Below are 24,442 nucleotides of genomic sequence, written 5' to 3'. Positions count from 1 at the left end.
AATTCGAAATGCTGAGTCCTTACATGTCGCCCATTGAACGGGTGTGGTTCTACAGCCTGCGGATCCTCTGCGGCCTGATTCTGTTGTTCCTGATTCTGCCGGTGCTGGTGATTATTCCGCTGTCATTTAACTCGGGGAGTTTTCTGGTCTATCCGCTGCAGGGTTTCTCGCTGCAGTGGTACCACGACTTCTTCGCCTCGGCGGAATGGATGCGCGCACTGAAGAACAGCATCATTGTTGCCCCAGCGGCGACGGTGCTGGCGATGATATTCGGTACGCTGGCGGCGATTGGTCTGACTCGCGGTGACTTCCCCGGCAAAGCGCTGGTGATGGCGCTGGTGATTTCGCCGATGGTGGTGCCGGTGGTGATCATCGGCGTGGCGAGTTATCTGTTCTTCGCGCCGTTGGGTTTGGGTAACAGCTTTTTCTCGCTGATTGTGGTGCATGCGGTGTTGGGTGTGCCGTTTGTGATCATCACCGTGTCGGCGACATTGCAGGGGTTTAACCACAACCTGGTGCGGGCGGCGGCGAGTCTCGGTGCATCGCCACTGACGGCGTTCCGCCGGGTGACCTTGCCGCTGATTGCGCCGGGGGTGATTTCCGGGGCGCTGTTTGCGTTTGCGACTTCGTTTGATGAGGTGGTGGTGACGTTGTTTCTCGCCGGGCCTGAGCAGGCGACGTTGCCTCGGCAGATGTTTAGCGGGATTCGTGAGAACCTGAGTCCGACGATTGCCGCTGCTGCCACGTTGCTGATCGCCTTCTCCGTCATTTTGCTGCTGACCCTGGAATGGCTGCGCGGGCGTAGCGAAAAACTGCGTACGGCTCAGGTTTAAGGGCCAGGTCAAAAGCCACCCCCTCACCCCAACCCTCTCCCCCATGGGGGCGAGGGGGAAGGGAGCAAATCTTCATGTTTTTCAAAACCTGAATCCGACTTGGTATCGCACGTCGGTGTATCTCCTCCATGCACCTCGGTCAGTCTTTTTACCTTCTGGGGAGAAGGGAGCAGATCGTTGTGCTTTTCAAAATCCGAGTTCGACTAGGTATCGCACGTCGGTGTACCTCTTACATTCACCTCGGTCAGTCCCCTCTCCCTTTGGGAGAGGGCTAGGGTGAGGGGCTCTTGCTCTTGCGCTCGATAGGTCATTCACCACCTGAATAGCAGACAACCCCAAATCCCCAGCTAATCTTGTGCCCAGCTCCCACATCTATAAGAGGCTGCGCACGATGAGTCTGTCCCAGTTCAAAATCGCTCATAAACTGATCACCGGCGCCGCCGCCATCGAACAACTGGCCGCTGAGCTCACGCGTCTGGACATCGACAATCCACTGATCGTCACTGACGCCGCGCTGGTCAAGTCCGGCACCGTCGAGCTAGCGTTGGTGCAACTCGGTGGGCGCGACTACGAGATTTTCGATCGCGTACTGCCCGACCCGGAAATCGCCATCGTCGAAGACTGCATGCGTGTCTACCGCGAAGGCGGGCATGACGGTTTGATCGGTCTAGGTGGCGGCAGCGCCATCGACATCGCCAAGAGTGTCGCTGCCTACGCTGGATATCACGGCGCGCTGGAAGATCTGTTCGGTGTTGACCAGGTACCACGCAAAGGTCCGCCGCTGATCGCGATTCCGACCACCGCTGGCACCGGCTCCGAAGTGACCAACGTCGCGATTCTCTCGGACAAAGTCGCACAGTTGAAGAAAGGCATCGTCAGCGACTTTCTATTGCCGGACGTGGCGCTGGTCAGCCCGCAGATGACCCTGACCTGCCCACGCAGTGTCACCGCCGCCAGTGGCATCGACGCGCTGGTGCACGCCATCGAGTCCTATCTGTCGGTGAATGCCTCGCCGATCACCGACTCTCTGGCCCTTGGCGCCATCAAGCTGATCGCCAAAGCGCTGCCCAAGGCCTACGCCAATGGCGCCAACCTGCAGGCCCGCGAAGACATGGCCACCGCCAGCCTGATGGCCGGCATGGCGTTCGGCAACGCCGGGGTCGGCGCGGTGCATGCGCTGGCGTATCCGCTGGGCGGGCGCTTCAACATCGCTCATGGCGTGAGCAATGCGTTGCTGCTGCCGTATGTCATGACCTGGAACAAGATGGCCTGCGTCGAACGCATGCAGGATATTGCCGAAGCCATGGGGGTGAAGACCGCTCATTTGAGTGCAGCCGAAGCGGCAGACAAAGCTGTGCAAGCGATGACCGATTTGTGTGCGGCCGTGGAAATCCCGGCCGGGCTGCGTAGTTTCGGCGTGCCGGAAGAGGCGATCCCGGCGATGGCCGTGGAAGCCGCGGGCATTGAGCGGCTGATGCGCAATAACCCGCGCAAACTCAGTGCTGTCGATATCGAGAAGATCTACCGCGCGGCGTATTGAGTCAGCGCCGGTCATCCGTCATGGCATAACCCAATCATCGCGGTCACGGTGCGCGCTTGGAAACTTGAGGTATACAATGCGCGCCATCGTGATTTAGCTCAGAAAAGGTGCGTCATGCAGCCCTTCGTAATTGCTCCGTCGATTCTCTCCGCCGACTTCGCCCGCCTCGGCGAGGAAGTAGACAACGTTCTCGCCGCTGGCGCCGACTTCGTCCACTTTGACGTCATGGACAACCACTACGTGCCAAACCTGACCATCGGTCCGATGGTCTGCGCGGCATTGCGCAAGTACGGCGTTACCGCGCCTATCGACGCGCATCTGATGGTCAGCCCGGTGGATCGCATTGTCGGCGACTTCATCGAAGCCGGCGCCACCTACATCACCTTCCACCCGGAAGCCACGCTGCACGTTGATCGTTCGCTGCAACTGATCCGCGAAGGTGGCTGCAAATCCGGTCTGGTATTCAACCCGGCGACCCCGCTGGATGTGCTCAAGTACGTGATCGACAAGGTCGACATGGTCTTGCTGATGAGCGTCAACCCGGGCTTCGGCGGGCAGAAGTTCATTCCTGGCACCCTCGATAAACTGCGCGAAGCGCGGGCAATCATCGATGCCTCGGGCCGTGACATCCGCCTGGAAATCGATGGCGGCGTCAACGTCAACAACATCCGCGAAATCGCCGCTGCTGGCGCTGACACCTTTGTTGCCGGCTCGGCAATCTTCAATGCGCCGAACTATCAGGAAGTCATCGACAAGATGCGTTCCGAACTGGCGCTGGCGCGCCCATGAGCGGTTTTGAGCAGCTGTTCCCGGGAAAACTGCCACGGCTGGTGATGTTCGATCTGGATGGCACACTGATCGACTCGGTTCCGGACCTGGCAGCCGCCGTGGACACCATGCTGCTCTCCCTCGGCCGTCAACCGGCGGGCATCGATTCGGTGCGCGAGTGGGTTGGCAACGGCGCGCCAGTACTGGTGCGCCGTGCGTTGGCCGGTGGTATCGATCATTCGGCGGTGGATGACGTCGAAGCCGAGCACGCGCTGGAAGTGTTCATGCAAGCCTACGGCGCCAGCCATGAGCTGACCGTGGTCTATCCCGGCGTGCGCGACACTCTCAAGTGGCTGCACAAGCAAGGCGTGGCCATGGCGCTGATTACCAACAAACCGGAGCGTTTCGTCGCGCCGCTGCTGGATCAGATGAAGATCGGCCGCTACTTCAAGTGGATCATCGGTGGCGATACCCTGCCGCAGAAAAAGCCTGATCCGGCAGCGCTGTTCTTTGTGATGAAAATGGCCAACATCCCGGCCTCGCAATCGCTCTTCGTCGGCGACTCGCGCAGCGATGTGCTGGCGGCGAAAGCGGCGGGGGTCAAATGCGTGGCGCTGAGCTATGGCTACAACCACGGTCGACCGATTGCCGAAGAATCACCGGCGCTGGTCATCGACGATCTGCGCAAGCTAATTCCCGGTTGCCTAGGTTCGGCCGCTGAGATAACGTTGCCCGACGCTGCTCAATCCCATTCTGGAAACGCCATCGTGGTGGTCACTCGCAAACTCTGGATGAAAGTCATCAAGGCCCTGGCCCGCTGGCGTTGGCGCGCCTGACTTGTTCCTGGCCGGCCTGCCGGCGCGTTTGCATACCTGACTGATTTGCCCCTCACACCACGAGGCACCTTATGATCCGCGAAGAATTCCTGCGCTTGGCCGCTGACGGCTACAACCGCATTCCGTTGGCCTGCGAAACCCTGGCCGACTTCGACACGCCGCTGTCGATCTACCTGAAACTGGCCGACCAGCCCAACTCCTACCTGCTCGAATCGGTGCAGGGTGGCGAGAAATGGGGCCGTTATTCGATCATCGGCCTGCCGTGCCGCACCGTGCTGCGCGTTCACGACCATCACGTGAGCATCACCGTTGATGGCGTCGAGACCGAAAGCCACGATGTTGAAGATCCGTTGGCCTTCGTCGAAACCTTCAAGGCGCGCTACAACGTGCCGACCATCGCCGGTCTGCCGCGCTTCAACGGTGGTCTGGTCGGTTACTTCGGTTACGACTGCGTGCGTTATGTCGAGAAGCGCCTGGGCAAGTGCCCGAACCCGGATCCACTTGGCGTGCCAGACATTCTGCTGATGGTTTCCGACGCCGTCGTGGTGTTCGACAACCTCGCCGGCAAGATGCACGCGATCGTGCTCGCCGACCCTGCGCAGGCGGATGCCTTCGAACAAGGTCAGGCGCAACTGCAGGCATTGTTGGAAAAGCTCCGTCAGCCGATCACCCCGCGCCGTGGCCTGGACTTCAGCAAGCAACAAGCGGCTGATCCGGTGTTCCGTTCGAGTTTTACTCAAGACGATTACGAAAAAGCCGTCGACACCATCAAGGAGTACATCCTTGCCGGTGACTGCATGCAGGTCGTGCCGTCGCAGCGCATGTCGATCGACTTCAAGGCTGCGCCGATCGATCTGTACCGCGCTTTGCGTTGCTTCAACCCGACGCCGTACATGTACTTCTTCAACTTCGGCGACTTCCACGTCGTTGGCAGTTCGCCGGAAGTGCTGGTGCGGGTCGAAGACAACCTGATCACCGTGCGCCCGATTGCCGGCACGCGCCCACGTGGCGCCACGGAAGAAGCGGATGTGGCGCTGGAAGAGGACTTGCTGTCGGACGACAAGGAGATCGCCGAGCACTTGATGCTGATCGATCTGGGTCGCAACGACACCGGGCGCGTGTCGGAAATCGGCTCGGTGAAGCTCACCGAGAAAATGGTTATCGAGCGCTATTCCAACGTGATGCACATCGTCTCCAACGTCACCGGCCAGTTGAAAGCCGGGCTGACGGCGATGGATGCACTTCGAGCGATTCTGCCGGCGGGCACCTTGTCGGGCGCGCCGAAGATTCGCGCGATGGAAATCATCGACGAACTGGAGCCGGTCAAGCGTGGAGTGTATGGCGGCGCGGTGGGTTACTTCGCCTGGAACGGCAACATGGACACCGCGATTGCGATTCGTACGGCGGTGATCAAGAACGGCGAACTGCACGTGCAGGCTGGTGGCGGTATCGTCGCCGACTCGGTGCCGGCACTGGAATGGGAAGAAACCCTGAACAAACGCCGCGCGATGTTCCGCGCCGTGGCCCTGGCCGAGCAAACCCCGGAAGCCTGAACTCACGCAAAACCCCCTGTAGGAGTGAACCTGTTCGCGATAGCGGATTAACATTCAACGGATATGTTGTTTGAACCACCGTAATCGCGAGCAGGCTCACTCCTACATTTGATCTGTGTTCGGTCATAAAAAAGCGGCGCCTGTGAGAGCGCCGCTTTTTTTTGGTTCTTCACGGAATCCCGGGAAAGACAGAAACAAGAACGCCGATTTGATTGATGATGTTCGTGCGAGCAAACACATCTAACAAACCGGCGTTCTTATGCGCGATATTAATACTTTCCTTCCTTTTTGGGAGGGCTTTTCTGTCGTCAACATCAAGCCTGATGGTGACGGCCTCCAGATCGATCTCACACCCCACACCACCCGCTTCCCTTCCTGCGGAGGGTGCCAAAAAACCTGTTCAACCACTCATGAGTATTGCGAGCGAGTGATTCGTGATCTACCCATTCTCGGTCGTGCGGTGCGCCTCAGCGTTTTGCTCAGGCGTGTTGGTTGCCGCGACTGTGGCAAACGCATGGAGGCCGTCAGTTGGCTGGATCGCTATGCCCGCATGACGCGTCGCTTGGCCGATGCGGTCATTCAAGCCTGCGAGCGACTTCCCACCCTGCACGTGGCCCAGATGTTTGGGCTGCATTGGGACACCGTTCGGTTGCTGGAGCGTCGAGCCTTACAGGCGGCGTTGGCCACGCTGCCGAAGGCGCAACCACGACGCCTGGTGATGGATGAATTCGCGCTGTTCAAAGGGCATCGCTACGCCAGTGTGGTGTTGGATGCCGATACGCGAAGAGTGCTATGGATTGGCGAAGGCCGTAGCCGGGCGGCGGTTCGGCCCTTTTTCGAAGAGCTGGGGCCAGAGGGATGTGCTCGAATCGAAGCGGTTGCGATGGACATGAATACCGCTTTTGACCTGGAGGTCCGTCAGCACTGCCCGAAAGCGCGAGTGGTCTACGACCTCTTTCATGTGGTGGCCAAATATGGCCGAGAGGTGATTGATCGGGTCCGCGTCGATGAAGCTAATCGGCTACGCCATGACAAGCCTGCCCGAAAGGTCATCAAGCAAGCGCGATGGCTGTTGCTACGCAACCCGCAGAACCTGAAAACGCCGGAGCAACAGGTACGTTTAAAGGACCTGCTGGCGGCCAACCAAGCATTGATGACAGTCTATCTAATGAAGGCTGAACTCAAAACGCTTTGGGCACCTAGCAGCGCCTGGGGCTGGCGATCGGCCTGGAAACAATGGCTGCGCCATGCTCATGAAAGCGAAATACCGGCTCTGGTGCAGTTTGCCAAACGGCTAAAGGGTTACTGGCGAGGCATCGTAAGCCGGGTGCGCTGGCCGATGCACACCGGTCAGTTGGAAGGAATAAACAATCGAATAAAGGTGATCAAGCGGATGGCGTACGGTTACCGGGATAGCGAGTTCTTTTTCATGAAGATCAAGAGCGTCTTTCCCGGTAATCCGTGAAGAACCTTTTTTTTGCCTGCGATTTAGAAGTCCAGAACGACCCCGACGTTAACGCCCTGCTGGGTAAAGTCATCATCCTTACGCAGCGAGTAGCCGCCACGCAGCGCCAGATCCGCCGTGAGTTTGTGGCTGACGCCCAGGCTCAAACGGTTCAAATGACTCTGCGGCGTGTAGCCCTCAAGTTTGAAGTCATTCGCCGGCAAGGTGTTGAGCGCGATGTTGACCTTCTGCACGTCGTCTTCGTACTCACGCTCGTGAGCGTACTCGCCGAATACCTGGGTTTGCGGGGTGATGTTGTACTTGCCCTGCAAGCCCAGCCCCAGGCGTTTCGAGTCACGAGTCTGATCATCGAAAGTCAGCGCCGTGGCGCGGTTGCCCTTCTCTGAGTAGCCGTCGACATCGACGCTGGCGTAGTCGGCGCTGACGAATGGCGACAGGTGCCACTCGCTGCCCGGTTGGGCAATGTCGTAACCGACGCGGGCGCTGAAGGCCCAGAGGCTGCCGTCGGTGTCGCCTTTTTCAGCACCTTCGCTGACGCCCAGATCAAATTTGCGCTTGAGGTTGTCGTAGTCGAGTTTGCCACCGGTCAACGCCGCGTCAGCCCACCAGCGGTTCTGCTGGTACTGGGCAAATGCCGTGGCCATGTAGCTGTTGAGTTTGTAATCCGAGTCGTTGTGACCGGCCTCCAGATTCTGCCGGTAGAAACCTCCTGCCACACCGACACGCCAGGCTTCATTCAAGCGGTAGCTGCCGCCGACGTTAAGGTTGTAACCGCTGCCATCGGCGCTGGCGCCGCTGCTTTGGCTGTCGACATCAAGATGTTGGCCGCCCGCCGAAACAATGGCGCGCCATTGACCTACCGCTTGCCAGTTCTCCCAGTCCGCCTGCCATTGATTGCGCAGTTCATCCTGATGCGCACGCACGGTGGCGTGGGCCATTTCCGGTAGCAGCGTCAGCTCCCACGGCGCGGCGAGCAGGGAATAGGCGTAATCGGAGATCAGCTTTTGCCCGGCCTCGGTCGGGTGCACGCCGTCGTTGTAGATCAGCTTGGTCGGATCGGGCGTTGCACTGTTGATCCCGTATCGCGCGTTCTCGGTGCAACCGCTGCCACTGAAGCAGGTCGCGGTCAGGTTCTGGTCGGTCGCGAGGCCAAAGCGCCCAGGATCGGCAAACACTTCCGACAACAGGACCGGAATGTTCAGTGGAATGATTTCGGCGTTGATGCCTTGCAGGCGCGTGACCAACTGGCTGTTGAATTGAGTGGCGAGCTGGCTGCTGAAAGCTTGCAGCGGTGTACCGTTGATCGCTGGCGTCAGGCCAACATCAGGCAACAGCCAGACCATCACGTATTTGGCGCCGGCGGTTTGCAGGGTTTGCACGCTGTCGGCCAGTCGATCGGCGGCGGCGTTGGCTTGCGGCAGGCTGAGAATGCGACCTTGCAGGAAGTCGTTACCGCCGCCGGAAATGTAATACAGCGCCTTCGGGTCGGCGCGGAAGCCGTTCGATGGCAGGTAACCGGCGCGGGTGCGTTCGCCGGTAGCGGATTGCGTCGTGATCGAGTCGAGGATCTGGTCGGTGCGATAACCGCCGACCGCCCAGTTGTTACCGTCCGGCTGGCCGTTTTCGGCGCGCACGGCGGAGCTGGAGGAGGCTGTCTGGTCTGGCGAAAAGCCAAGGCGTCCGCCGAGCAACTGCGTGGAATTCAATGAATACAGTTCACCGCTGCCATCTTGATACACCGGCCCGGTCCGGTTGGTGTAACGCTCGGTGGAGCCGGCCGGTCCGCCAGTGTCGGTGAAGGTGCCTGCGTCGTTGAGGCTGTCGCCAAACACAATGAAACTGGAATAAGGATTGGGTGCAGCATTGGCCTGAGCGCAGGCCAGTGCGAGCAGGCAGCCGGCCAGCGGTACAAACAACGTCTGTTTGATCATGAGCAAGTCCGTTTAGTTATTGTTGTAGGTGAACGAAACGACAGTACCAAAAACTCCCGGCGTTTTGCCATCGGTCGCGAATCCTCCCCCGGTTTTATCTGCCGCAGCCCCGGCCATATTGCACGCTCCGCCCAGCTAAGTTACTGTGCCGGAACGTATGAACGAGACCTTCCCCGTGTTGATCACCAGCAAACTTCTGGATCAAGTCATCAAGGCACACGCCCGCTGGCGTTGGCGCGCCTGAATCTTTTCTGCCGGCCCCGCCGGATCTGTATCGCTTTGCCTTACTTGCCTGTTTGAAATGCCGCTGTGCCGACGCATCTATCTGCGTCCGACATCGTGCAGCGCCCTGCGGGCAAGTGATCTGAAGGCTGTTTTCAAATCAGAATTCAAGAGGTTCGACACGCCATGTTGCTGATGATCGACAACTACGACTCCTTTACTTACAACGTTGTGCAATACCTCGGCGAGCTGGGTGCCGAAGTCAAAGTCGTGCGCAACGACGAATTGACCATCGCCGAAATCGAAGCACTCAAGCCTGAGCGCATCGTGGTTTCCCCAGGTCCGTGTACGCCGACCGAAGCCGGCATTTCCATCGAAGCGATCAAGCACTTTGCCGGCAAGCTGCCGATCCTCGGCGTCTGCCTCGGCCACCAGTCCATCGGTCAGGCCTTTGGCGGCGACGTAGTGCGTGCGCGGCAGGTGATGCACGGTAAGACTAGTCCGGTATTCCACGAGGACAAGGGCGTTTTCCAAGGCCTCAATCATCCGCTGACCGTCACCCGTTACCACTCGCTGATCGTCAAGCATGCGACCTTGCCCGATTGCCTGGAGCTGACCGCATGGACGCAACACGATGACGGCAGCGTCGACGAAATCATGGGCCTGCGTCACAAGACCCTGAACATTGAGGGCGTACAGTTTCACCCCGAGTCGATCCTGACCGAGCAGGGCCATGAACTGTTTGCCAACTTCCTCAAACAAACCGGCGGCACGCGCTAAGGACTTCCCATGAATATCAAGACAGCCCTGAGCCGTATCGTCGATCACCTCGACCTCAGCACCGATGAAATGCGCGACGTGATGCGCGAAATCATGACCGGCCAATGCACCGACGCGCAGATCGGCGCGTTCATGATGGCCATGCGCATGAAGAGCGAGAGCATCGACGAAATCGTCGGCGCCGTGTCGGTGATGCGTGAGCTGGCCGATCAAGTTGAACTGAAAACCCTCGACGGCGTGGTCGATGTGGTCGGCACCGGCGGTGACGGCGCGAACATCTTCAACGTATCCACCGCCTCTTCGTTTGTCGTAGCGGCAGCCGGTTGCACCGTGGCCAAGCACGGCAACCGCGCGGTATCGGGCAAGAGCGGCAGCGCCGACTTGCTGGAAGCCGCCGGCATCTATCTGAACCTGACGCCGGTGCAAGTCGCGCGTTGCATCGACAACGTCGGCATCGGTTTCATGTTTGCCCAGACCCACCACAAAGCCATGAAGTACGCCGCCGGCCCGCGCCGCGATCTTGGCTTGCGTACGCTGTTCAACATGCTCGGCCCGCTTACGAATCCGGCCGGTGTGAAACATCAGGTGGTGGGCGTGTTCACTCAGGCATTGTGCCGGCCATTGGCCGAAGTCTTGCAGCGCCTGGGCAGCAAGCATGTACTGGTGGTGCATTCGAAAGACGGCCTGGACGAGTTCAGTCTTGCCGCGCCGACTTTTGTTGCCGAGTTGAAGAACAACGAAATCACCGAGTATTGGGTCGAGCCGGAAGATCTCGGCATGAAGAGCCAGAGCCTGCACGGTCTGTCGGTCGAAGGCCCGGAGGCGTCGCTGGCGCTGATCCGTGATGCTCTCGGCAAGCGCAAAACCGAAAACGGCCAGAAAGCCGCCGAAATGATTGTGCTCAATGCCGGTGCGGCGCTGTATGCCGCTGACGTGGCGAGTAGTTTGAAACAGGGTGTGGAGCTTGCGCACGACGCCCTGCACACCGGCCTCGCTCGGGAAAAACTCGAGGAGCTGGGTGCCTTTACCGCGGTATTCAAAGTGGAGAATGAGGGATGAGTGTACCGACGGTTCTGGAAAACATTCTGGCCCGCAAGGTTCAGGAAGTCGCCGAGCGTAGCGCTCGCGTCAGCCTGAGCGAGCTGGAAAGTCTGGCCAAGGCGGCCGATGCACCCCGTGGTTTTGCCCAGGCATTGCTGACCCAGGCGAAGAAGAAGCAGCCTGCGGTGATTGCCGAAATCAAAAAGGCTTCGCCAAGCAAAGGCGTGATCCGCGAGAACTTCGTTCCCGCCGACATCGCCAAAAGCTACGAGAAGGGCGGGGCGACCTGTCTGTCCGTGCTGACCGACATCGATTACTTCCAGGGCGCCGATGCTTATCTGCAACAGGCCCGGGCCGCGTGCAAACTGCCGGTGATTCGCAAGGACTTCATGATCGATCCTTACCAGATCGTCGAAGCCCGCGCGCTGGGTGCTGACTGTGTGCTGCTGATCGTCTCCGCACTGGATGACGTGAAAATGGCCGAGCTGGCCGCTGTCGCCAAAAGCGTCGGTCTCGATGTGTTGGTCGAAGTGCACGATGGCGATGAGCTGGAGCGTGCGTTGAAAACCCTCGACACGCCGCTGGTCGGGGTCAACAACCGTAACCTGCACACCTTCGACGTCAGCCTGGAAACCACCCTCGACCTGCTGCCGCGCATTCCGCGCGATCGCCTGGTGATTACCGAGAGCGGTATTCTCAATCGTGCCGATGTCGAGTTGATGGAAATCAGCGAAGTGTATTCGTTCCTGGTGGGTGAAGCGTTCATGCGTGCGGAGAATCCGGGCACTGAACTGCAGCGACTGTTCTTCCCGGAGCGTGGCACTTCCATCAGCGGTTCGACCCTCGACTGATTCGCTCTAGACCGAGTCGAGACCATCGCGAGCAGGCTCACTCCCCCAGGGGAAATGCATTCCAATGTGGGAGCGAGCTTGCTAGCGAAGGGTCCATCGAAACCGCTAATGATTTCCATGTTGCCGGAGCCTGTTATGTCGCTGCCAACCTCCCTGACCATCGAAGCCGGTCTGCAAGCCGAACAAGACTTGCTGGCCTCGGTCTGCGCCGGCGACGCAGAATTCGGCCTTCTATTCTGGCAACCCAGCGATCGTGCGTTGGTCATGCCTCGCCGCCTCAATCGCCTCGCCGCGTTCGACCACGCCTGCGAAGTCTCAGCCGCCGCTGGCTGGCCCGTCCTGCTACGCGAAACCGGTGGCGAACCCGTCCCGCAATCAGCGGCGACGATCAACATCGCCCTGGTCTATGCGCCACCACGCAGCGAAGGCGACCTGAACCGCATCGAAACCGGCTACCACCGTCTCTGCGATCCGATCTGTCAGTTGTTGGAGGAGTTGGGCGGCTCGTCATCGTTGGGTGAAATCGATGGCGCGTTCTGCGACGGCCGCTTCAACGTCAATCTCGACGGCCGCAAAATGGTCGGCACCGCCCAGCGCTGGCGCCAGAGTCAGGGCGGGCAACGTCCGGTGGGCCTGGTGCACGGGGCGATGCTGATGGATAACGAGCGCGAATCGATGGTCGCCGCGGTCAATCGCTTCAATGAAGTGTGCGGCCTGGAGCAACGCGTGCGGGCTGAAAGCCACATCGGCCTGCATGAGAAATTCAACGCGCCACATGCCTTGGCGCGTCTCGATGAGCTGTTTCGATTGATGCTGGCGCAGATCTACAGCGCCTGACTTTCGGGCTTAGCGCGTACCGAAGACCACCATGGTCTTGCCTTTCACATCGACCAGGTTGCGTTCCTCAAGATCCTTGAGCACGCGACCGACCATCTCCCGCGAACAACCGACAATCCGGCCGATTTCCTGACGGGTCACCTTGATCTGCATGCCGTCCGGGTGGGTCATCGCATCCGGTTGTTTGCACAGTTCCAGCAGGCAACGCGCGACTCGACCGGTTACATCGAAGAACGCCAGATCGCCGACCTTGCGCGTGGTGTTGCGCAGACGTTGTGCGATTTGTCCGCTGAGTACGTAAAGAATGTCCGGATCCTGCTGCGACAATTCGCGGAACTTGGCGTAGCTGATTTCCGCTGTTTCGCATTCAACTTTGGCCCGCACCCAGGCGCTGCGTTCCTGTTCCTGTCCCGCTTGCTCGAACAGGCCCAGTTCACCAAAGAAATCCCCGGCGTTGAGGTAAGCGATGATCATCTCCCGACCGTCGTCATCCTCGATCAGGATCGTCACAGAACCCTTGATGATGAAGTACAGCGTGTCCGAGCGATCGCCCGCACAGATGATGTTGCTCTTGGCCGCATGGCGACGGCGCTGGCAATGCATCAACAGCTTGTCGAGATTCTTGATTTTGGGTGTGGGGGTAATAGCAACCATGGTTGTATCCCGAAAAGACTGCACGGTGATGTTTGATTTTTTATGAGGCGCTGAAGGCGGTCGCTACACGGGCTGACATGGGCGCCAGCGAATTGGCGCCAGCTTAACAGACACTTCGTCGCAAATTCGAGAAATTACCTACAGCGTGGAGGCATCCTGTCCTAGGAACGTTGCTCGTTGTCCGGGTAAAGCCCTGTGCTAAGCTGGCGACCCTTTTTTTACAGTGGAGTCTGGGCGATGAAGGCACGCATCCAATGGGCTGGCGAAGCCATGTTCCTCGGCGAATCCGGTAGCGGTCATGTCGTGGTGATGGACGGTCCGCCGGACGCTGGTGGTCGTAATCTGGGTGTTCGTCCGATGGAAATGCTTCTGCTGGGTGTCGGCGGTTGCAGCAACTTCGACGTGGTCAGCATCCTGAAGAAGTCCCGTCAGGCCGTTGAAAGCTGCGAGGCCTTTCTCGAAGCCGAGCGCGCGACCGAAGATCCGAAGGTGTTCACCAAGATTCACATGCATTTCGTGGTCAAGGGCCGTGGCTTGAAAGAGGCCCAGGTCAAGCGCGCCATCGAACTGTCCGCCGAGAAGTACTGCTCCGCTTCGATCATGCTTGGCGCGGCTGGCGTGGCGATCACTCACGACTACGAAATCGTCGAACTCGGTTGAACCGACATTCAACTATCATAAAAGCAGTGCAGACTCTGGCGATCCCCCGCTGACGTCTGCATAATGCGCCACTTTTTTCAGGGCAGTGATCGGTCAGCCGACGGATCAGCCGCCTGAACAGATAACCAAAATCGCCATCGCGAAGAGGTGTTAACCGTCCTACGCAGGTGCGTTGTTCGCACTTGACGGGCATGCTTGATCACGCGGCCGGGCCGCATACATAGAGAGTTTTTAACGGTGAAAAGCAAACTCAAGCTCCACGGGTTCAATAACCTGACAAAGACCTTGAGCTTCAACATCTATGACATCTGCTACGCGGAAACCCCGCAAGACCAGCAGGCTTACGTTGAGTACATCAATCAAGAGTACAACGCGAAACGCCTGACGCAGATTCTCACAGAAGTTGTCGAGATCATTGGTGCCAACATCCTGAACATTGCCAGTCAGGACTATGAACCTCAGGGCGCCAGCGTCACGATTCTGATTTCTGAAGAGCCGGTAACCCCGACTGAAAGCCAGATTGAAGAGTCGCCGGGCCCGTTGCCCGAAATTATCCTGGCCCACCTCGACAAGAGTCACATCACGGTGCACACCTACCCGGAAATTCATCCGGACGACGGTATTGCAACTTTCCGTGTGGACATCGACGTGTCGACTTGTGGTGTCATTTCACCGCTTAAAGCGCTCAATTTCCTCATTCACCAGTTCGATTCGGACATAGTGACTGTGGATTATCGTGTGCGCGGCTTCACCCGTGACGTTGAAGGCAACAAGCACTTCATCGACCACGAGATCAACTCGATCCAGAACTACCTCTCTGAAGACACCCGCGACGCGTACCAGATGACCGACGTGAACGTGTATCAGGAAAACCTGTTCCACACCAAAATGCTGCTGAAGAACTTCGAGCTGGACAACTACCTGTTCGGCGACGCCACCAGCAATCTGTCCCTCGAGCAGCGTGCTCAGGTGACCGATCGGGTGAAACACGAAATGCTCGAAATCTTCTACGCGCGCAACATGCCGACTTAAGATTCCCGGGCACAAAAAAAGGCGACTGTCTCAGGACAGTCGCCTTTTTTATTGCTGGAACAAAGCACCCTGTGGGAGCGAGCCTGCTCGCGATAAGGCCTTCAGCACCCACACAGATCTCAGATCCGATAAGTACTCTTGGTCATCACCTTCGCCAGAATACTCATCCCGAACTTCACCGGCGCCGGAAACCGAAAACCCCCAGCCTCCAGCGCACTTTCCGCATGATGTTCTTCATCTATGCGCATCTGCTCCAGAATCGCCCGGGATTTCTCGTCCTCAGCCGGCAACTGCTCCAGGTGTTCATTCAAGTGCTTGCACACCTGATGCTCGGTCGCCGCGACGAATCCAAGGCTGACCTTGTCGCTGATCAACCCGGCCACCGCACCAATACCGAACGACATCCCGTAAAACAGCGGATTTAAAACGCTGGTATGGCTGCCCAACTGATGAATACGTTGTTCGCACCAGACCAGATGATCAATCTCTTCTTCGGCGGCGTGCTCCATGGCCTCGCGCACCTGAGGCAGCTTGGCGGTCAGCGCCTGTCCCTGATAGAGCGCTTGGGCGCAGACTTCACCGGTATGGTTGATGCGCATCAGGCCGGCGACGTGGCGGGTGTCTTCGTCGCTCATTTGCGTGTCCGGCTGCAAAATCGCCGGCGACGGACGGTACGGTTGGCCACTGAAGGGCAGCAGGGTACGCATTGCGGCATCGGCTTGCAGCAGAAGACGGTCAATTGGCGAGTAGTGACGTTGGGTAGTCATGCTGACCTCCGGGAAGAATCTCGACGGCCAGTTTAACCGAATCGGCCGTGGAAGGTTTGCGCTGGGTCATTTGCTGCACGGTCATGCTTTTTTGTGGGAGCGATGCTGCTCGCGAAGGCGTGGTGTCAGGCACTGGTATATTGAACGTGCCGACGTCTTCGCGAGCAGGCTCGCTCCCGCAGGGGGCTTTTTAGCCCGGTGGCCAGTTCATCTGACGCTGACCGAGTACGTGCATATGAATGTGGTAGACGGTCTGCCCACCTTTCTCATTGCAGTTCATCACTACGCGGAAACCTTCTTCGCAACCCAGTTCCAGTGCCAGACGCTGCGCAGTGAACAGGATGTGCCCGGCCAATGCCTTGTCATCTTCGGTCAGGTCATTGAGGGTGCGCACCGGTTTTTTCGGGATCACCAGGAAATGCACCGGTGCCTGAGGGGCGATGTCATGGAAGGCCAAAACCTGGTCGTCTTCGTAAATGATCTTGGCCGGGATTTCCCGGTTGATGATCTTGGTGAACAGAGTATCCACTGCTGTTTTCTCCGCTGTTTGGGCTGAATCGAGTGTACCGCGTTGAATCCGGTTTCTTCAGCGCGGGCAGTAAGCTTTATTGACCATACCGACGATGGTGCGATTGAGCCAGCGCGAGCCCAGTCGCGGCAAGAACGCGAACCAGCGGTTGCGTCGTCCGGGAATGATGATTGCGCGGTTCTTGTCGAGGGCGCGTACGGTGTATAGCGCGACTTCCTCCGGGCTCATCATTAACTTGCTGTCTTTGAGTTTGTCGCTGTTCAGCTGCGCCGTGCGGAAAAATGCCGTGCGTGTCGGGCCGGGGCAGAGTACCGAGACCTTCACCGCACTTTGTTTCAGTTCAACCCGCAAGGCTTCGGAGAAGTGCAGCACATACGCCTTGCTGGCGTAGTAAGTGCTCATCCAAGGGCCGGGATTGAAGGCGGCCACCGAGGCGACATTGAGAATCTGCCCGCCACCCTGCAGCGCCATGCTGTTGCCGATGGCGTGGCAGAGACGGGTGAGGGCGAGGATGTTCACTTCGATCAGATCCTGCTCGGTCATCCAGTCCTGTGCGAGAAACGGGCCGCAGGTGCCGATGCCGGCGCAATTGACGAGCAAGTCGATCTGTCGGTCACCTTCTTCCAGTTCCAGCAGGAAGCCGGACAGACGCAATGGCTCGCCCAGATCGCAGGCGCGGAACAGTACCTCGACGCCAAAACGCTGGGTCAATTCGATCGCAATGCTTTCGAGCTGATCACGCTGTCGGGCCACCAGAATCAGGCTGCGGCCACGCCGGGCCAGTGCTTCGGCCATCGCCAGGCCGATGCCGCTGGAGGCGCCGGTGATCAGTGCGTAACGGGTCATGCAATTCTCCATCGCAACAGCTCCGCGCCGGCGACGCGGGTGTCACGGCGGGGAGCGCTGTTCATTCTTTCGCAGAGTCTACAGGGGCCTGCGCCGCTTCGGCTGCCTCGTCGGCGGAATCCGCAGGCGTTTCGACCTCTACTTCGACTTCATCAGTGGTCACCGAGCCACTTTCGTAGCTGCTTTCCAGATTGCTTTCATATTCCTGCTGGATGGCTGAGATGCCGCCGAGCATTCCACCGACAAAAATCAGTGCGAAGAACACGATCCACAGTGAGCACAGCACTTTCACGGCGGTGCTGTTTGGCGGCGGGGGAGGGCCGTAGCGATTGGCGCCGGTGTTGCCCGGTACGACCATGATCACCAGCGGGAAGAAGCTGCCCACGAACGGTACAAGGTTCAATAGCCAGAGCCAGCCCGACCAGCCGATATCGTGCAGGCGCTGGACGCTGAACAGAATGCTGACGATCAGGAAGGCGATAAACAGGAAGAACGCGAAGATTCCGCCGATGATCAGGCCGGTGGTGGAATCGCCGCTGACCAGGCCAAGCGCCAACAGGGCGAATACCCCGATAATGGGCAGCGTGACCAGGCTCAGTACCATCGTCCATGCAAGAAAACGCAGGCGACCTATGCGGCCTTCGACGCTGAACGGCTTGAGCGTGGCGAACGCCGGAAGGTGTTCCCCCACATTGGCGCGAGGCGGTGCATACGGGGAGTCCGGTTCTGCCACCACAGTGGAGTGTTCCTGGACGTCCGATAGATTCAGTTCGATTGCCGTCTCTGCTTCAATGCGTGCATCAATCCCGGTTTTGCTCAGAGCTTGTAGATAAGCCTGTGCATCGTTGTGGGACAGGTCGCGTTTGAGTGCTACGGCGCGGCCATTGAACAGGCGTTCGATGGCCGCCACTTCACTTTTGAAAAGATCAGCCAGATTGAGCTTGGCCGTAGTGATATCGACACCGGGCTGCAAAGCACCGTCGAATACGATCTTGTAACGGGGTTCGCTCATGGCCGAGGCATCCTTGTCGCGAATGGTTTGAAAGGTCGTCAGTGTAAGGCCAGTCTTGAGTCGACTTGCCCGGTTTTTTTATTCGCGCGGCCAGCGTTTTGGCAATTGTGCTGCGTGTTCCTGGGCTTGCCGGTATTCAGCGTCCAGCCGTGCGATCAATTGATCCACGCTCGGCAGGTCATCGATCTGTCCGACGCCTTGTCCGGCCGACCACACAGTCTTCCAGGCTTTGGCTTCATCATTGATTGGCTTGAGCTTGTCACCGAAATTCACTTCGCCTTTGCCTTGCAGGGCGGCCATGTCGAAACCGGCCGCTTCCAGGCTCTGCCGCATAAAGCTCGCCGGCACTCCCGAGACCGCTGGAGTATGGATGATGTCGGACGCCTTGGCTGTCAGCAGCATCTCCTTGTAGGCGTCGGGCGCATGACTTTCCGTGGTGCCGATAAATCGCGTACCGAAGTAGGCCAGATCCGCGCCGAGCAGCTGTGCGGCGAGAATCTCATGCCCGTGGTTAAGACATCCTGCAAGCAGCAGGGTTTTATCGAAGAACTGACGGATCTCGGCGATCAGCGCAAACGGACTCCAGGTCCCGGCATGGCCCCCGGCGCCGGCCGCCACAGCAATCAATCCGTCGACGCCGGCCTCGGCCGCTTTCTCGGCATGTCGGCGAGTGGTGACGTCATGGAAGACCAGGCCGCCATAACTGTGTACCGCGTCGACCAACTCCTTCACCGCGCCGAGGCTGGTGATGACGATCGGCACTTTGTGTTCGACGCAGATGTTCAGGTCTGCCTGCAAGCGCGGGTTGCTGTTGTGCACGATCAGGTTCACCGCGTACGGCGCCGGGTTGTCCAGTGTCGCCAAGCCCGCTTCGATCTGTTCCAGCCAGGCTTTGAATCCGCTGCTTTCGCGTTGGTTCAGCGCAGGAAAACTCCCGACCACGCCATTACGGCAGCAGGCGAGCACCAGCTCAGGGTTGGAAATCAGAAACATCGGCGCCGCCACTACAGGCAAACGCAGACGTTGTTCGAGCAAAGCGGGCAGCGACATTATGAACACCCCAAGGATCTGTACTTGTTGAAGTTAGAACGGCTTGACCACGACCAGAATTACGATAGCCAGCAATATCAGAACCGGCACTTCATTGAACCAGCGATAAAAGACATGGCTGCGGGTGTTCTCGCCACGGGCGAAACGTTTTACCTGCGCACCGCACATGTGGTGGTAGCCGATCAGCAAGACGACCAGGGTCAATTTGGCGTGAATCCAGCCGCCCATGCTGAAGATGCTCGGGTTGAGGTAAATCAGCCAGCCGCCGAAGATCAGCGTCGCAATCATCGCCGGGCCCATGATGCCGCGATACAGCTTGCGCTCCATGACACTGAAGCGCTCTTTGCTGATCGTGTCTTCGCTTTGCGCGTGATACACGAACAGACGCGGCAAGTAGAACAGCCCGGCAAACCAGCAAACGATGCTGACAATGTGAAAAGCTTTGATCCATAGATAGAGCATTTTTAGTTATTCCAGGTTCACGGTAAGCCGGATAGTAGAGGCTTGAGCGTCCGCACGTCACCTTGACGGTTGTCGCAGGGCCGCGCGGCCCCTATTATCGACGGCTTTCCAGTGGGTTCTTTGAGGGCAGGTTATGGTCAAGGTCGGTATCGTCGGCGGCACGGGTTACACCGGTGTCGAACTGCTGCGTCTGTTGGCGCAGCATCCGCAGGCAGAAGTGGTAGTGATCACTTCCCGATCCGAGGCCGGTCTGGCCGTGGCTGACATGTACCCGAACCTGCGCGGACACTACGACGGCCTGGCCTTCAGCGTCCCAGACATCAAGACCCTCGGCGCTTGCGACGTAGTGTTCTTCGCCACTCCGCACGGTGTGGCTCATGCGTTGGCCGGTGAATTGCTGGCAGCGGGCACCAAGGTCATCGACCTGTCGGCTGACTTCCGTCTGCAAGACGCTGAAGAGTGGGCCAAGTGGTACGGTCAGCCGCACGGCGCGCCTGAGTTGCTGGACGAAGCGGTTTACGGTCTGCCGGAAGTCAATCGCGAGCAGATCAAGAAGGCCCGCCTGATCGCGGTGCCGGGTTGCTACCCAACCGCTACGCAGCTGGGCTTTCTGCCGTTGCTCGAGGCTGGTCTGGCGGATACTTCGCGCTTGATCGCCGACTGCAAATCCGGCGTCAGCGGTGCTGGTCGCGGTGCGGCTGTCGGCTCGCTGTACTCCGAAACGTCAGAAAGCATGAAGGCCTATGCGGTGAAAGGTCACCGTCACCTGCCGGAAATTCGCCAGGGTCTGCGTCGCGCAGCGGGCAAGGATGTCGGTCTGACCTTCGTACCGCACCTGACTCCGATGATCCGTGGCATTCACTCGACGCTCTACGCGACCGTGGTTGATCGCTCGGTGGATCTGCAGGCGTTGTTTGAAAAGCGCTATGCCAACGAACCGTTCGTCGATGTGATGCCGGCCGGCAGCCATCCGGAAACCCGTAGCGTGCGCGGTGCCAACGTTTGCCGTATCGCCGTTCATCGTCCGCAGGATGGCGATCTGGTGGTGGTGCTGTCGGTGATCGACAACCTGGTCAAAGGTGCGTCGGGTCAAGCGGTGCAGAACATGAACATCCTGTTCGGGCTGGACGAGCGTTTCGGTCTGTCCCACGCCGGTATGCTGCCGTAATACTTTAAGCAGCACAGCAAAAAGGCCCGTTAAGCGGGCCTTTTTGCATTCTGAACAGTTCGTCGGGTTTATTGATATACCGTAACAATAGTTGACCGATTTTCTCGGACAAGCGGATAATGCGCGTCATCACGCATTATGGCGGCGTAACGCCGGGAGATAGTCAGCATGAGCGTCGAATCCTTCACCCCCACGGCTTTGCAATTCACCCACGGTGCCGCGCACAAGGTGAAGAGCCTGGTCGATGAAGAGGGGAATGATCGCTTGAAGCTGCGCGTATTCGTTACGGGCGGCGGTTGTTCAGGGTTTCAGTACGGTTTCACCTTCGATGAAGATGTGGCCGAGGACGACACCATCGTCGAGCGCGAAGGCGTGAGTCTGGTGGTGGATCCGATGAGCTTCCAGTACCTGGCCGGTGCTGAAGTGGATTACCAGGAAGGTCTGGAAGGTTCGCGCTTCGTGATCAAGAACCCTAACGCCACCACGACGTGTGGTTGCGGGTCTTCGTTCTCGATCTGATTGCTCCTCGCTCCAGATAACAAAACGCCGCAGAGCCTCACGGTTCTGCGGCGTTTTGCTGTGCTTAATCTTTAAGCGGGGTAGATAGCGCCAAGTATCCGCAGCCCGCGTGCGCCGGTGACGCTTGGGCGGTTGGCGGCGATGCCTTCTAGGCAGCAATGGGCCAGCCAGGCGAAGGCCATGGCTTCGACCCAGTCGGGGTCAACGCCGTGAGTGGCAGTGCTGGTGACTTTGGTGGTCGGCAGCAGCTCGGCCAGACGCTTCATCAGCGTGGCGTTGTGCGCCCCGCCGCCACAGACCAACAGTTCCTGAGTATCGGTTTGAGCGTTTTGCAAAGATTCAGCGATCGTCAACGCGGTCAGCTCAAGCAACGTCGCTTGCACGTTCTCGGCAGCAAAGGCTGGCAGGTGCGAGAGATGTTGTTCCAGCCAGGGCAGGTTGAACACTTCTCGGCCGGTACTTTTCGGCCCCTTGGTGACGAAGAACGGATCGCTGAGGAGTGCGTTTAGCAGTGTCGGCTCGACTGTACCTGTTTTAGCCCAGTCGCCATTGCGATCATAGTTTTCGCCGCGCTGCTGGTGAATCCAGGCGTCCATCAGCACATTCCCGGGGCCGCAGTCGAAACCGGCTACAGGTTTGGTCGGCTCAATCAGACTCAGATTGCTGAAACCGCCGACATTCAAGACGGCCTGGTTACCGGTACGCTCTTCAAATAACGCTTCATGAAATGCAGGTACCAGCGGAGCGCCTTGGCCACCGGCCGCCACATCACGACTGCGGAAATCGCTGACTACGGTGATACCGGTCAGTTCGGTCAGCAGAGCGGGGTTGCCGATCTGCACGGTGAAACCGCGTGCAGGCTCATGGCGAATGGTCTGGCCGTGGCTGCCTATCGCCCGAATGTCCTGCGGCTTGAGTCGCTGCTGATCGAGGAGGGTATGAATGCCCTGCGCAGCGAGTGTCACCCAGTTCTGCTGGGCAATCGCCGAGCGGGCGATTTCGTCAGGGCCGCTGGCGCATAAGCCAAGCAGCTCGGTGCGCAGGGATTCAGGCATGGGAATGTAATGCGTGGCGACCAGTTTGATCGCCGAGGTCTGTTCGATCAGGGCAATGTCCAGACCGTCGAGGCTGGTTCCGGACATCACGCCAATATACAGGGCCATGACTTAGCGCTTGCTCGAAGCCAGCATGGTGGCTTTCTCTTGATCCATGCGCGCCATCAGCGGCTGGCTCTGTGCAAGGAAGCGAGCGCGTTCGGCTTTGGCAATTGGATCAGCCATTGGCAGCTTCTGTCCCAGCGGATCGACGTGAACGCCGTTGACCTGGAACTCATAGTGCAAGTGCGGGCCGGTCGAGAGGCCGGTGGTGCCGATGTAGCCGATGACTTGGCCTTGCTTAACGGAACCGCCAGTCTTCACGCCTTTGGCGAAGCCTTGCATGTGGCCGTACAGCGTGCGGTAAGTGTTGCCGTGCTGGATGATCACCGTGTTGCCGTAGCCACCACGACGTCCGGCCAGCAACACTTTACCGTCACCCGCAGCCTTGATTGGCGTACCGCGTGGCGCAGCGTAATCCACGCCTTTGTGGGCGCGGATCTTGTTGAGAATCGGGTGTTTGCGGCCCATTGAGAACTTCGAGCTGATGCGGGCGAAATCCACCGGAGTACGGATGAACGCCTTGCGCATGCTGTTGCCGTCAGCGGTGTAGTAGCTGCTGTTGCCTTGCTTGTTGGTGTAACGCACGGCGGTGTAGGTCTTGCCGCGGTTAGTGAAGCGAGCGGACAGGATAGGTCCGGTGCCGACGGCTTTGCCGTTGACCACTTTCTGCTCGTAGATGACATCGAATTCGTCACCCTGGCGGATGTCTTGAGCGAAATCGACGTCGTAGCCAAAGACGCTGGCCATATCCATGGTCAGACTATGGGAGAGACCGGCACGGGCTGCTGATTGTGAGAGCGAGCTATTGATTACGCCATGGACGTAAGCAGTTCGAACGGTTGGTTTTGCGGTAACCCGGTTGAAGGCATAACCCTTGTCATTCTTGGTCAGGGTAATGGTTTCGACGTCGCTGACCTTGCTGTGCAAACTGGTCAGTTGGCCTTCAGGATTCAATTCGAATTCGAGTTTCTGGCCATGCTTGAGTTGGCTGAACTGTTTGGCTTGTTTGTCGCTGGCCAGGACTTCGTGAACGGAGGCAGCCGGCAGGCCGACCTTTTCGAACAGGGTCGACAGGGTATCGCCCTTGGCAACGATGACTTCGCGATGGCCAGGCGCTTTTGGCTTTTCGGCGGCTGGCGTAGGTGCAGCCTCTGCGGTTTGCGGGGTGTTTTCGCTACTGTTTTCGATTTGAGCAAATGGCGAAGCTACTGGCTCATTTGTGGCTTGAGCTGCGTCAGCAGCGTCTTGATCTTGTGTCAGTTGTTCAGCAGGACTTTCCAGTTCAAGGCTCAGGGTCGTCTTTTTGGCTTCAACATCACTGGAAGGGAATACCAGGAGTGCCAGGCTGAGAAGGGCGGCGATTCCACTTGCGGCGAGCAGGTGGGTCTTCGGGTAAAGCGGAGGCGCTTTAGACGGTTCTGTGGTCATAAGTAATTTTGACTTTGAAAAAAGATGAATTGGAAAAGATGAATGACATGATGAAGATGAAATAACTGTATAAAATATAACCAAATCATCTCTGAAGCAAGTCTGCAGACGCCGCGTTTGTGGATTGGTGTCCGTGCGCCGGGCAAAACTTGTAATTGGTGCACGATCTTGTATGGTTGGTTCCCTTTGAATCTGAGCCTTGCGGGTCTGTTATGAAGTCGGTTGAAGAGCAGCTAGCGCTGATTAAACGTGGTGCGGAAGAACTATTGGTCGAGTCCGAGCTGATCGAGAAGCTCAAGCGCGGCCAACCGCTGCGTATCAAGGCTGGTTTCGATCCGACCGCTCCGGATCTGCATTTGGGCCACACGGTGCTTATTAATAAGCTGCGCCAGTTCCAGGAGCTGGGGCATCAAGTTATCTTCCTTATAGGTGACTTCACCGGAATGATCGGTGATCCGAGCGGCAAGAGTGCTACGCGTCCTCCGTTGACTCGTGAGCAGG

25 protein-coding genes (1 of these 25 cut by a window edge) are annotated in these 24,442 nt (G+C 58.5%); 15 read left to right on the top strand and 10 right to left on the bottom strand.

The features are described 5' to 3' along the window. Positions 1 to 8: 8 nt before the first annotated feature. The 6 genes from ACOYXH_RS22620 to ACOYXH_RS22595 all read left to right on the top strand — a co-directional run bounded on the left by ACOYXH_RS22620 (position 9) and on the right by ACOYXH_RS22595 (position 6,995). The gene (locus ACOYXH_RS22620; protein ID WP_008084123.1) at positions 9 to 833 is read left to right on the top strand and encodes an ABC transporter permease; all 825 of its coding nucleotides are present in this window, start codon (positions 9 to 11) and stop codon (positions 831 to 833) included. 391 nt (positions 834 to 1,224) lie between these two features. Continuing rightward, positions 1,225 to 2,373: an iron-containing alcohol dehydrogenase gene (locus ACOYXH_RS22615; protein ID WP_095050322.1), complete on the top strand. Its 1,149-nt coding sequence runs from the start codon at positions 1,225 to 1,227 to the stop codon at positions 2,371 to 2,373. A gap of 114 nt (positions 2,374 to 2,487) precedes the next feature. Then, positions 2,488 to 3,162, top strand: a complete 675-nt coding sequence (gene rpe, locus ACOYXH_RS22610) for a ribulose-phosphate 3-epimerase (RefSeq protein WP_007918813.1) — start codon at positions 2,488 to 2,490, stop codon at positions 3,160 to 3,162. After that, a complete protein-coding gene (locus tag ACOYXH_RS22605) occupies positions 3,159 to 3,977 on the top strand; it encodes a phosphoglycolate phosphatase (protein ID WP_038363360.1) in 819 nt (272 codons plus the stop codon). Before rpe ends, ACOYXH_RS22605 begins: the two co-directional genes overlap by 4 nt. Positions 3,978 to 4,048: 71 nt before the next feature. Next, complete coding sequence (gene trpE, locus ACOYXH_RS22600) at positions 4,049 to 5,530, top strand: anthranilate synthase component I (protein WP_095112702.1); 1,482 nt, start codon at positions 4,049 to 4,051, stop codon at positions 5,528 to 5,530. A 259-nt stretch (positions 5,531 to 5,789) separates the two neighbouring features. Then, positions 5,790 to 6,995, top strand: a complete 1,206-nt coding sequence (locus tag ACOYXH_RS22595) for an ISL3 family transposase (RefSeq protein WP_095126667.1) — start codon at positions 5,790 to 5,792, stop codon at positions 6,993 to 6,995. 23 nt (positions 6,996 to 7,018) lie between these two features. On the opposite strand, the gene estP is transcribed toward ACOYXH_RS22595, so the two are convergent. Continuing rightward, on the bottom strand, positions 7,019 to 8,926 hold the full coding sequence (estP, locus tag ACOYXH_RS22590) for an esterase EstP (protein WP_095050323.1): 1,908 nt from the start codon (positions 8,924 to 8,926) through the stop codon (positions 7,019 to 7,021). Positions 8,927 to 9,334: 408 nt separating this feature from the next. Here estP and ACOYXH_RS22585 point away from each other — a divergent pair, with 408 nt between their 5' ends. The 4 genes from ACOYXH_RS22585 (at position 9,335) to ACOYXH_RS22570 (ending at position 12,657) form a co-directional block, all read left to right on the top strand. Next, a complete protein-coding gene (locus ACOYXH_RS22585) occupies positions 9,335 to 9,928 on the top strand; it encodes an aminodeoxychorismate/anthranilate synthase component II (protein ID WP_093441878.1) in 594 nt (197 codons plus the stop codon). Positions 9,929 to 9,937: 9 nt separating this feature from the next. After that, positions 9,938 to 10,987: an anthranilate phosphoribosyltransferase gene (gene trpD / locus ACOYXH_RS22580; RefSeq protein ID WP_095050325.1), complete on the top strand. Its 1,050-nt coding sequence runs from the start codon at positions 9,938 to 9,940 to the stop codon at positions 10,985 to 10,987. Then, positions 10,984 to 11,820, top strand: a complete 837-nt coding sequence (gene trpC / locus ACOYXH_RS22575) for an indole-3-glycerol phosphate synthase TrpC (protein WP_258708893.1) — start codon at positions 10,984 to 10,986, stop codon at positions 11,818 to 11,820. The genes trpD and trpC overlap by 4 nt, the downstream gene beginning before the upstream one ends. Positions 11,821 to 11,955: 135 nt before the next feature. After that, positions 11,956 to 12,657, top strand: coding sequence for a lipoate--protein ligase family protein (locus tag ACOYXH_RS22570; RefSeq protein WP_460409954.1), 702 nt, complete (start codon positions 11,956 to 11,958; stop codon positions 12,655 to 12,657). Positions 12,658 to 12,666: 9 nt separating this feature from the next. On the opposite strand, the gene crp is transcribed toward ACOYXH_RS22570, so the two are convergent. Next, the gene (crp, locus tag ACOYXH_RS22565; RefSeq protein ID WP_008088598.1) at positions 12,667 to 13,311 is read right to left on the bottom strand and encodes a cAMP-activated global transcriptional regulator CRP; all 645 of its coding nucleotides are present in this window, start codon (positions 13,309 to 13,311) and stop codon (positions 12,667 to 12,669) included. 237 nt (positions 13,312 to 13,548) lie between these two features. Between crp and ACOYXH_RS22560 the strand changes: the two genes are divergently transcribed. Both ACOYXH_RS22560 and speD read left to right on the top strand, forming a co-directional pair. Beyond that, complete coding sequence (locus ACOYXH_RS22560; protein ID WP_003228794.1) at positions 13,549 to 13,971, top strand: OsmC family protein; 423 nt, start codon at positions 13,549 to 13,551, stop codon at positions 13,969 to 13,971. A gap of 237 nt (positions 13,972 to 14,208) precedes the next feature. Then, positions 14,209 to 15,003 (top strand): adenosylmethionine decarboxylase, encoded by a 795-nt coding sequence (gene speD, locus ACOYXH_RS22555; protein ID WP_095050328.1) that lies wholly within the window; start codon positions 14,209 to 14,211, stop codon positions 15,001 to 15,003. A gap of 119 nt (positions 15,004 to 15,122) precedes the next feature. Here speD and coq7 read toward each other — a convergent pair whose 3' ends face one another. From coq7 to hemJ, 6 genes are all read right to left on the bottom strand, one after another. Further along, positions 15,123 to 15,770, bottom strand: coding sequence for a 2-polyprenyl-3-methyl-6-methoxy-1,4-benzoquinone monooxygenase (gene coq7, locus ACOYXH_RS22550; protein WP_008077993.1), 648 nt, complete (start codon positions 15,768 to 15,770; stop codon positions 15,123 to 15,125). A 190-nt stretch (positions 15,771 to 15,960) separates the two neighbouring features. Further along, positions 15,961 to 16,299 carry a histidine triad nucleotide-binding protein gene (locus tag ACOYXH_RS22545; RefSeq protein ID WP_003228789.1) on the bottom strand — a complete coding sequence of 113 codons (339 nt, stop codon included), beginning with the start codon at positions 16,297 to 16,299 and terminating at the stop codon, positions 15,961 to 15,963. Positions 16,300 to 16,356: 57 nt separating this feature from the next. Further along, on the bottom strand, positions 16,357 to 17,145 hold the full coding sequence (locus ACOYXH_RS22540) for an SDR family NAD(P)-dependent oxidoreductase (protein ID WP_093441854.1): 789 nt from the start codon (positions 17,143 to 17,145) through the stop codon (positions 16,357 to 16,359). A gap of 61 nt (positions 17,146 to 17,206) precedes the next feature. Then, positions 17,207 to 18,157 (bottom strand): DUF805 domain-containing protein, encoded by a 951-nt coding sequence (locus tag ACOYXH_RS22535; RefSeq protein WP_095050329.1) that lies wholly within the window; start codon positions 18,155 to 18,157, stop codon positions 17,207 to 17,209. 78 nt (positions 18,158 to 18,235) lie between these two features. Next, the gene (locus ACOYXH_RS22530; RefSeq protein WP_095050330.1) at positions 18,236 to 19,207 is read right to left on the bottom strand and encodes an NAD(P)H-dependent flavin oxidoreductase; all 972 of its coding nucleotides are present in this window, start codon (positions 19,205 to 19,207) and stop codon (positions 18,236 to 18,238) included. A gap of 33 nt (positions 19,208 to 19,240) precedes the next feature. Further along, positions 19,241 to 19,669: a protoporphyrinogen oxidase HemJ gene (hemJ, locus tag ACOYXH_RS22525; protein ID WP_034155111.1), complete on the bottom strand. Its 429-nt coding sequence runs from the start codon at positions 19,667 to 19,669 to the stop codon at positions 19,241 to 19,243. 133 nt (positions 19,670 to 19,802) lie between these two features. On the opposite strand from hemJ, the gene argC reads away from it, so the two are divergent. Both argC and erpA read left to right on the top strand, forming a co-directional pair. Beyond that, positions 19,803 to 20,837, top strand: a complete 1,035-nt coding sequence (argC, locus tag ACOYXH_RS22520) for an N-acetyl-gamma-glutamyl-phosphate reductase (protein WP_034155112.1) — start codon at positions 19,803 to 19,805, stop codon at positions 20,835 to 20,837. 168 nt (positions 20,838 to 21,005) lie between these two features. Then, the gene (gene erpA, locus ACOYXH_RS22515) at positions 21,006 to 21,356 is read left to right on the top strand and encodes an iron-sulfur cluster insertion protein ErpA (RefSeq protein WP_008077999.1); all 351 of its coding nucleotides are present in this window, start codon (positions 21,006 to 21,008) and stop codon (positions 21,354 to 21,356) included. A gap of 71 nt (positions 21,357 to 21,427) precedes the next feature. Here the strand turns inward: erpA and ACOYXH_RS22510 are convergent, their stop codons facing one another. After that, positions 21,428 to 22,519 carry an anhydro-N-acetylmuramic acid kinase gene (locus tag ACOYXH_RS22510; RefSeq protein ID WP_258708891.1) on the bottom strand — a complete coding sequence of 364 codons (1,092 nt, stop codon included), beginning with the start codon at positions 22,517 to 22,519 and terminating at the stop codon, positions 21,428 to 21,430. Between the two features lie 3 nt (positions 22,520 to 22,522). Then, the gene (locus tag ACOYXH_RS22505; RefSeq protein ID WP_095050332.1) at positions 22,523 to 23,941 is read right to left on the bottom strand and encodes a peptidoglycan DD-metalloendopeptidase family protein; all 1,419 of its coding nucleotides are present in this window, start codon (positions 23,939 to 23,941) and stop codon (positions 22,523 to 22,525) included. 212 nt (positions 23,942 to 24,153) lie between these two features. Between ACOYXH_RS22505 and tyrS the strand changes: the two genes are divergently transcribed. Beyond that, positions 24,154 to 24,442, top strand: partial view of a tyrosine--tRNA ligase gene (gene tyrS / locus ACOYXH_RS22500; protein WP_095126209.1) — the 5' portion only. Its footprint extends 911 nt past the window's final position; the window shows 289 of its 1,200 coding nt (coding positions 1-289); it begins with the start codon at positions 24,154 to 24,156; its stop codon lies beyond the right edge, outside the window.

This window comes from Pseudomonas sp. Mb7 (assembly GCF_054790525.1).
This window is presented reverse-complemented; position numbering and strand designations above follow the sequence as displayed.

Coding starts and splice junctions, on each gene's coding strand:
- rpe (WP_007918813.1), top strand. CDS start 2,488: ATGCAGCCCTTCGTAATTGCTCCGTCGATTCTCTCCGCCGACTTCGCC.
- argC (WP_034155112.1), top strand. CDS start 19,803: ATGGTCAAGGTCGGTATCGTCGGCGGCACGGGTTACACCGGTGTCGAA.
- ACOYXH_RS22540 (WP_093441854.1), bottom strand. CDS start 17,145: ATGACCCGTTACGCACTGATCACCGGCGCCTCCAGCGGCATCGGCCTG.
- ACOYXH_RS22530 (WP_095050330.1), bottom strand. CDS start 19,207: ATGTCGCTGCCCGCTTTGCTCGAACAACGTCTGCGTTTGCCTGTAGTG.
- estP (WP_095050323.1), bottom strand. CDS start 8,926: ATGATCAAACAGACGTTGTTTGTACCGCTGGCCGGCTGCCTGCTCGCA.
- ACOYXH_RS22585 (WP_093441878.1), top strand. CDS start 9,335: ATGTTGCTGATGATCGACAACTACGACTCCTTTACTTACAACGTTGTG.
- trpE (WP_095112702.1), top strand. CDS start 4,049: ATGATCCGCGAAGAATTCCTGCGCTTGGCCGCTGACGGCTACAACCGC.
- ACOYXH_RS22620 (WP_008084123.1), top strand. CDS start 9: ATGCTGAGTCCTTACATGTCGCCCATTGAACGGGTGTGGTTCTACAGC.
- trpD (WP_095050325.1), top strand. CDS start 9,938: ATGAATATCAAGACAGCCCTGAGCCGTATCGTCGATCACCTCGACCTC.
- ACOYXH_RS22510 (WP_258708891.1), bottom strand. CDS start 22,519: ATGGCCCTGTATATTGGCGTGATGTCCGGAACCAGCCTCGACGGTCTG.
- coq7 (WP_008077993.1), bottom strand. CDS start 15,770: ATGACTACCCAACGTCACTACTCGCCAATTGACCGTCTTCTGCTGCAA.
- erpA (WP_008077999.1), top strand. CDS start 21,006: ATGAGCGTCGAATCCTTCACCCCCACGGCTTTGCAATTCACCCACGGT.
- ACOYXH_RS22605 (WP_038363360.1), top strand. CDS start 3,159: ATGAGCGGTTTTGAGCAGCTGTTCCCGGGAAAACTGCCACGGCTGGTG.
- crp (WP_008088598.1), bottom strand. CDS start 13,311: ATGGTTGCTATTACCCCCACACCCAAAATCAAGAATCTCGACAAGCTG.
- ACOYXH_RS22560 (WP_003228794.1), top strand. CDS start 13,549: ATGAAGGCACGCATCCAATGGGCTGGCGAAGCCATGTTCCTCGGCGAA.
- ACOYXH_RS22595 (WP_095126667.1), top strand. CDS start 5,790: ATGCGCGATATTAATACTTTCCTTCCTTTTTGGGAGGGCTTTTCTGTC.
- ACOYXH_RS22615 (WP_095050322.1), top strand. CDS start 1,225: ATGAGTCTGTCCCAGTTCAAAATCGCTCATAAACTGATCACCGGCGCC.
- ACOYXH_RS22505 (WP_095050332.1), bottom strand. CDS start 23,941: ATGACCACAGAACCGTCTAAAGCGCCTCCGCTTTACCCGAAGACCCAC.
- trpC (WP_258708893.1), top strand. CDS start 10,984: ATGAGTGTACCGACGGTTCTGGAAAACATTCTGGCCCGCAAGGTTCAG.
- ACOYXH_RS22570 (WP_460409954.1), top strand. CDS start 11,956: ATGTCGCTGCCAACCTCCCTGACCATCGAAGCCGGTCTGCAAGCCGAA.
- ACOYXH_RS22535 (WP_095050329.1), bottom strand. CDS start 18,157: ATGAGCGAACCCCGTTACAAGATCGTATTCGACGGTGCTTTGCAGCCC.
- hemJ (WP_034155111.1), bottom strand. CDS start 19,669: ATGCTCTATCTATGGATCAAAGCTTTTCACATTGTCAGCATCGTTTGC.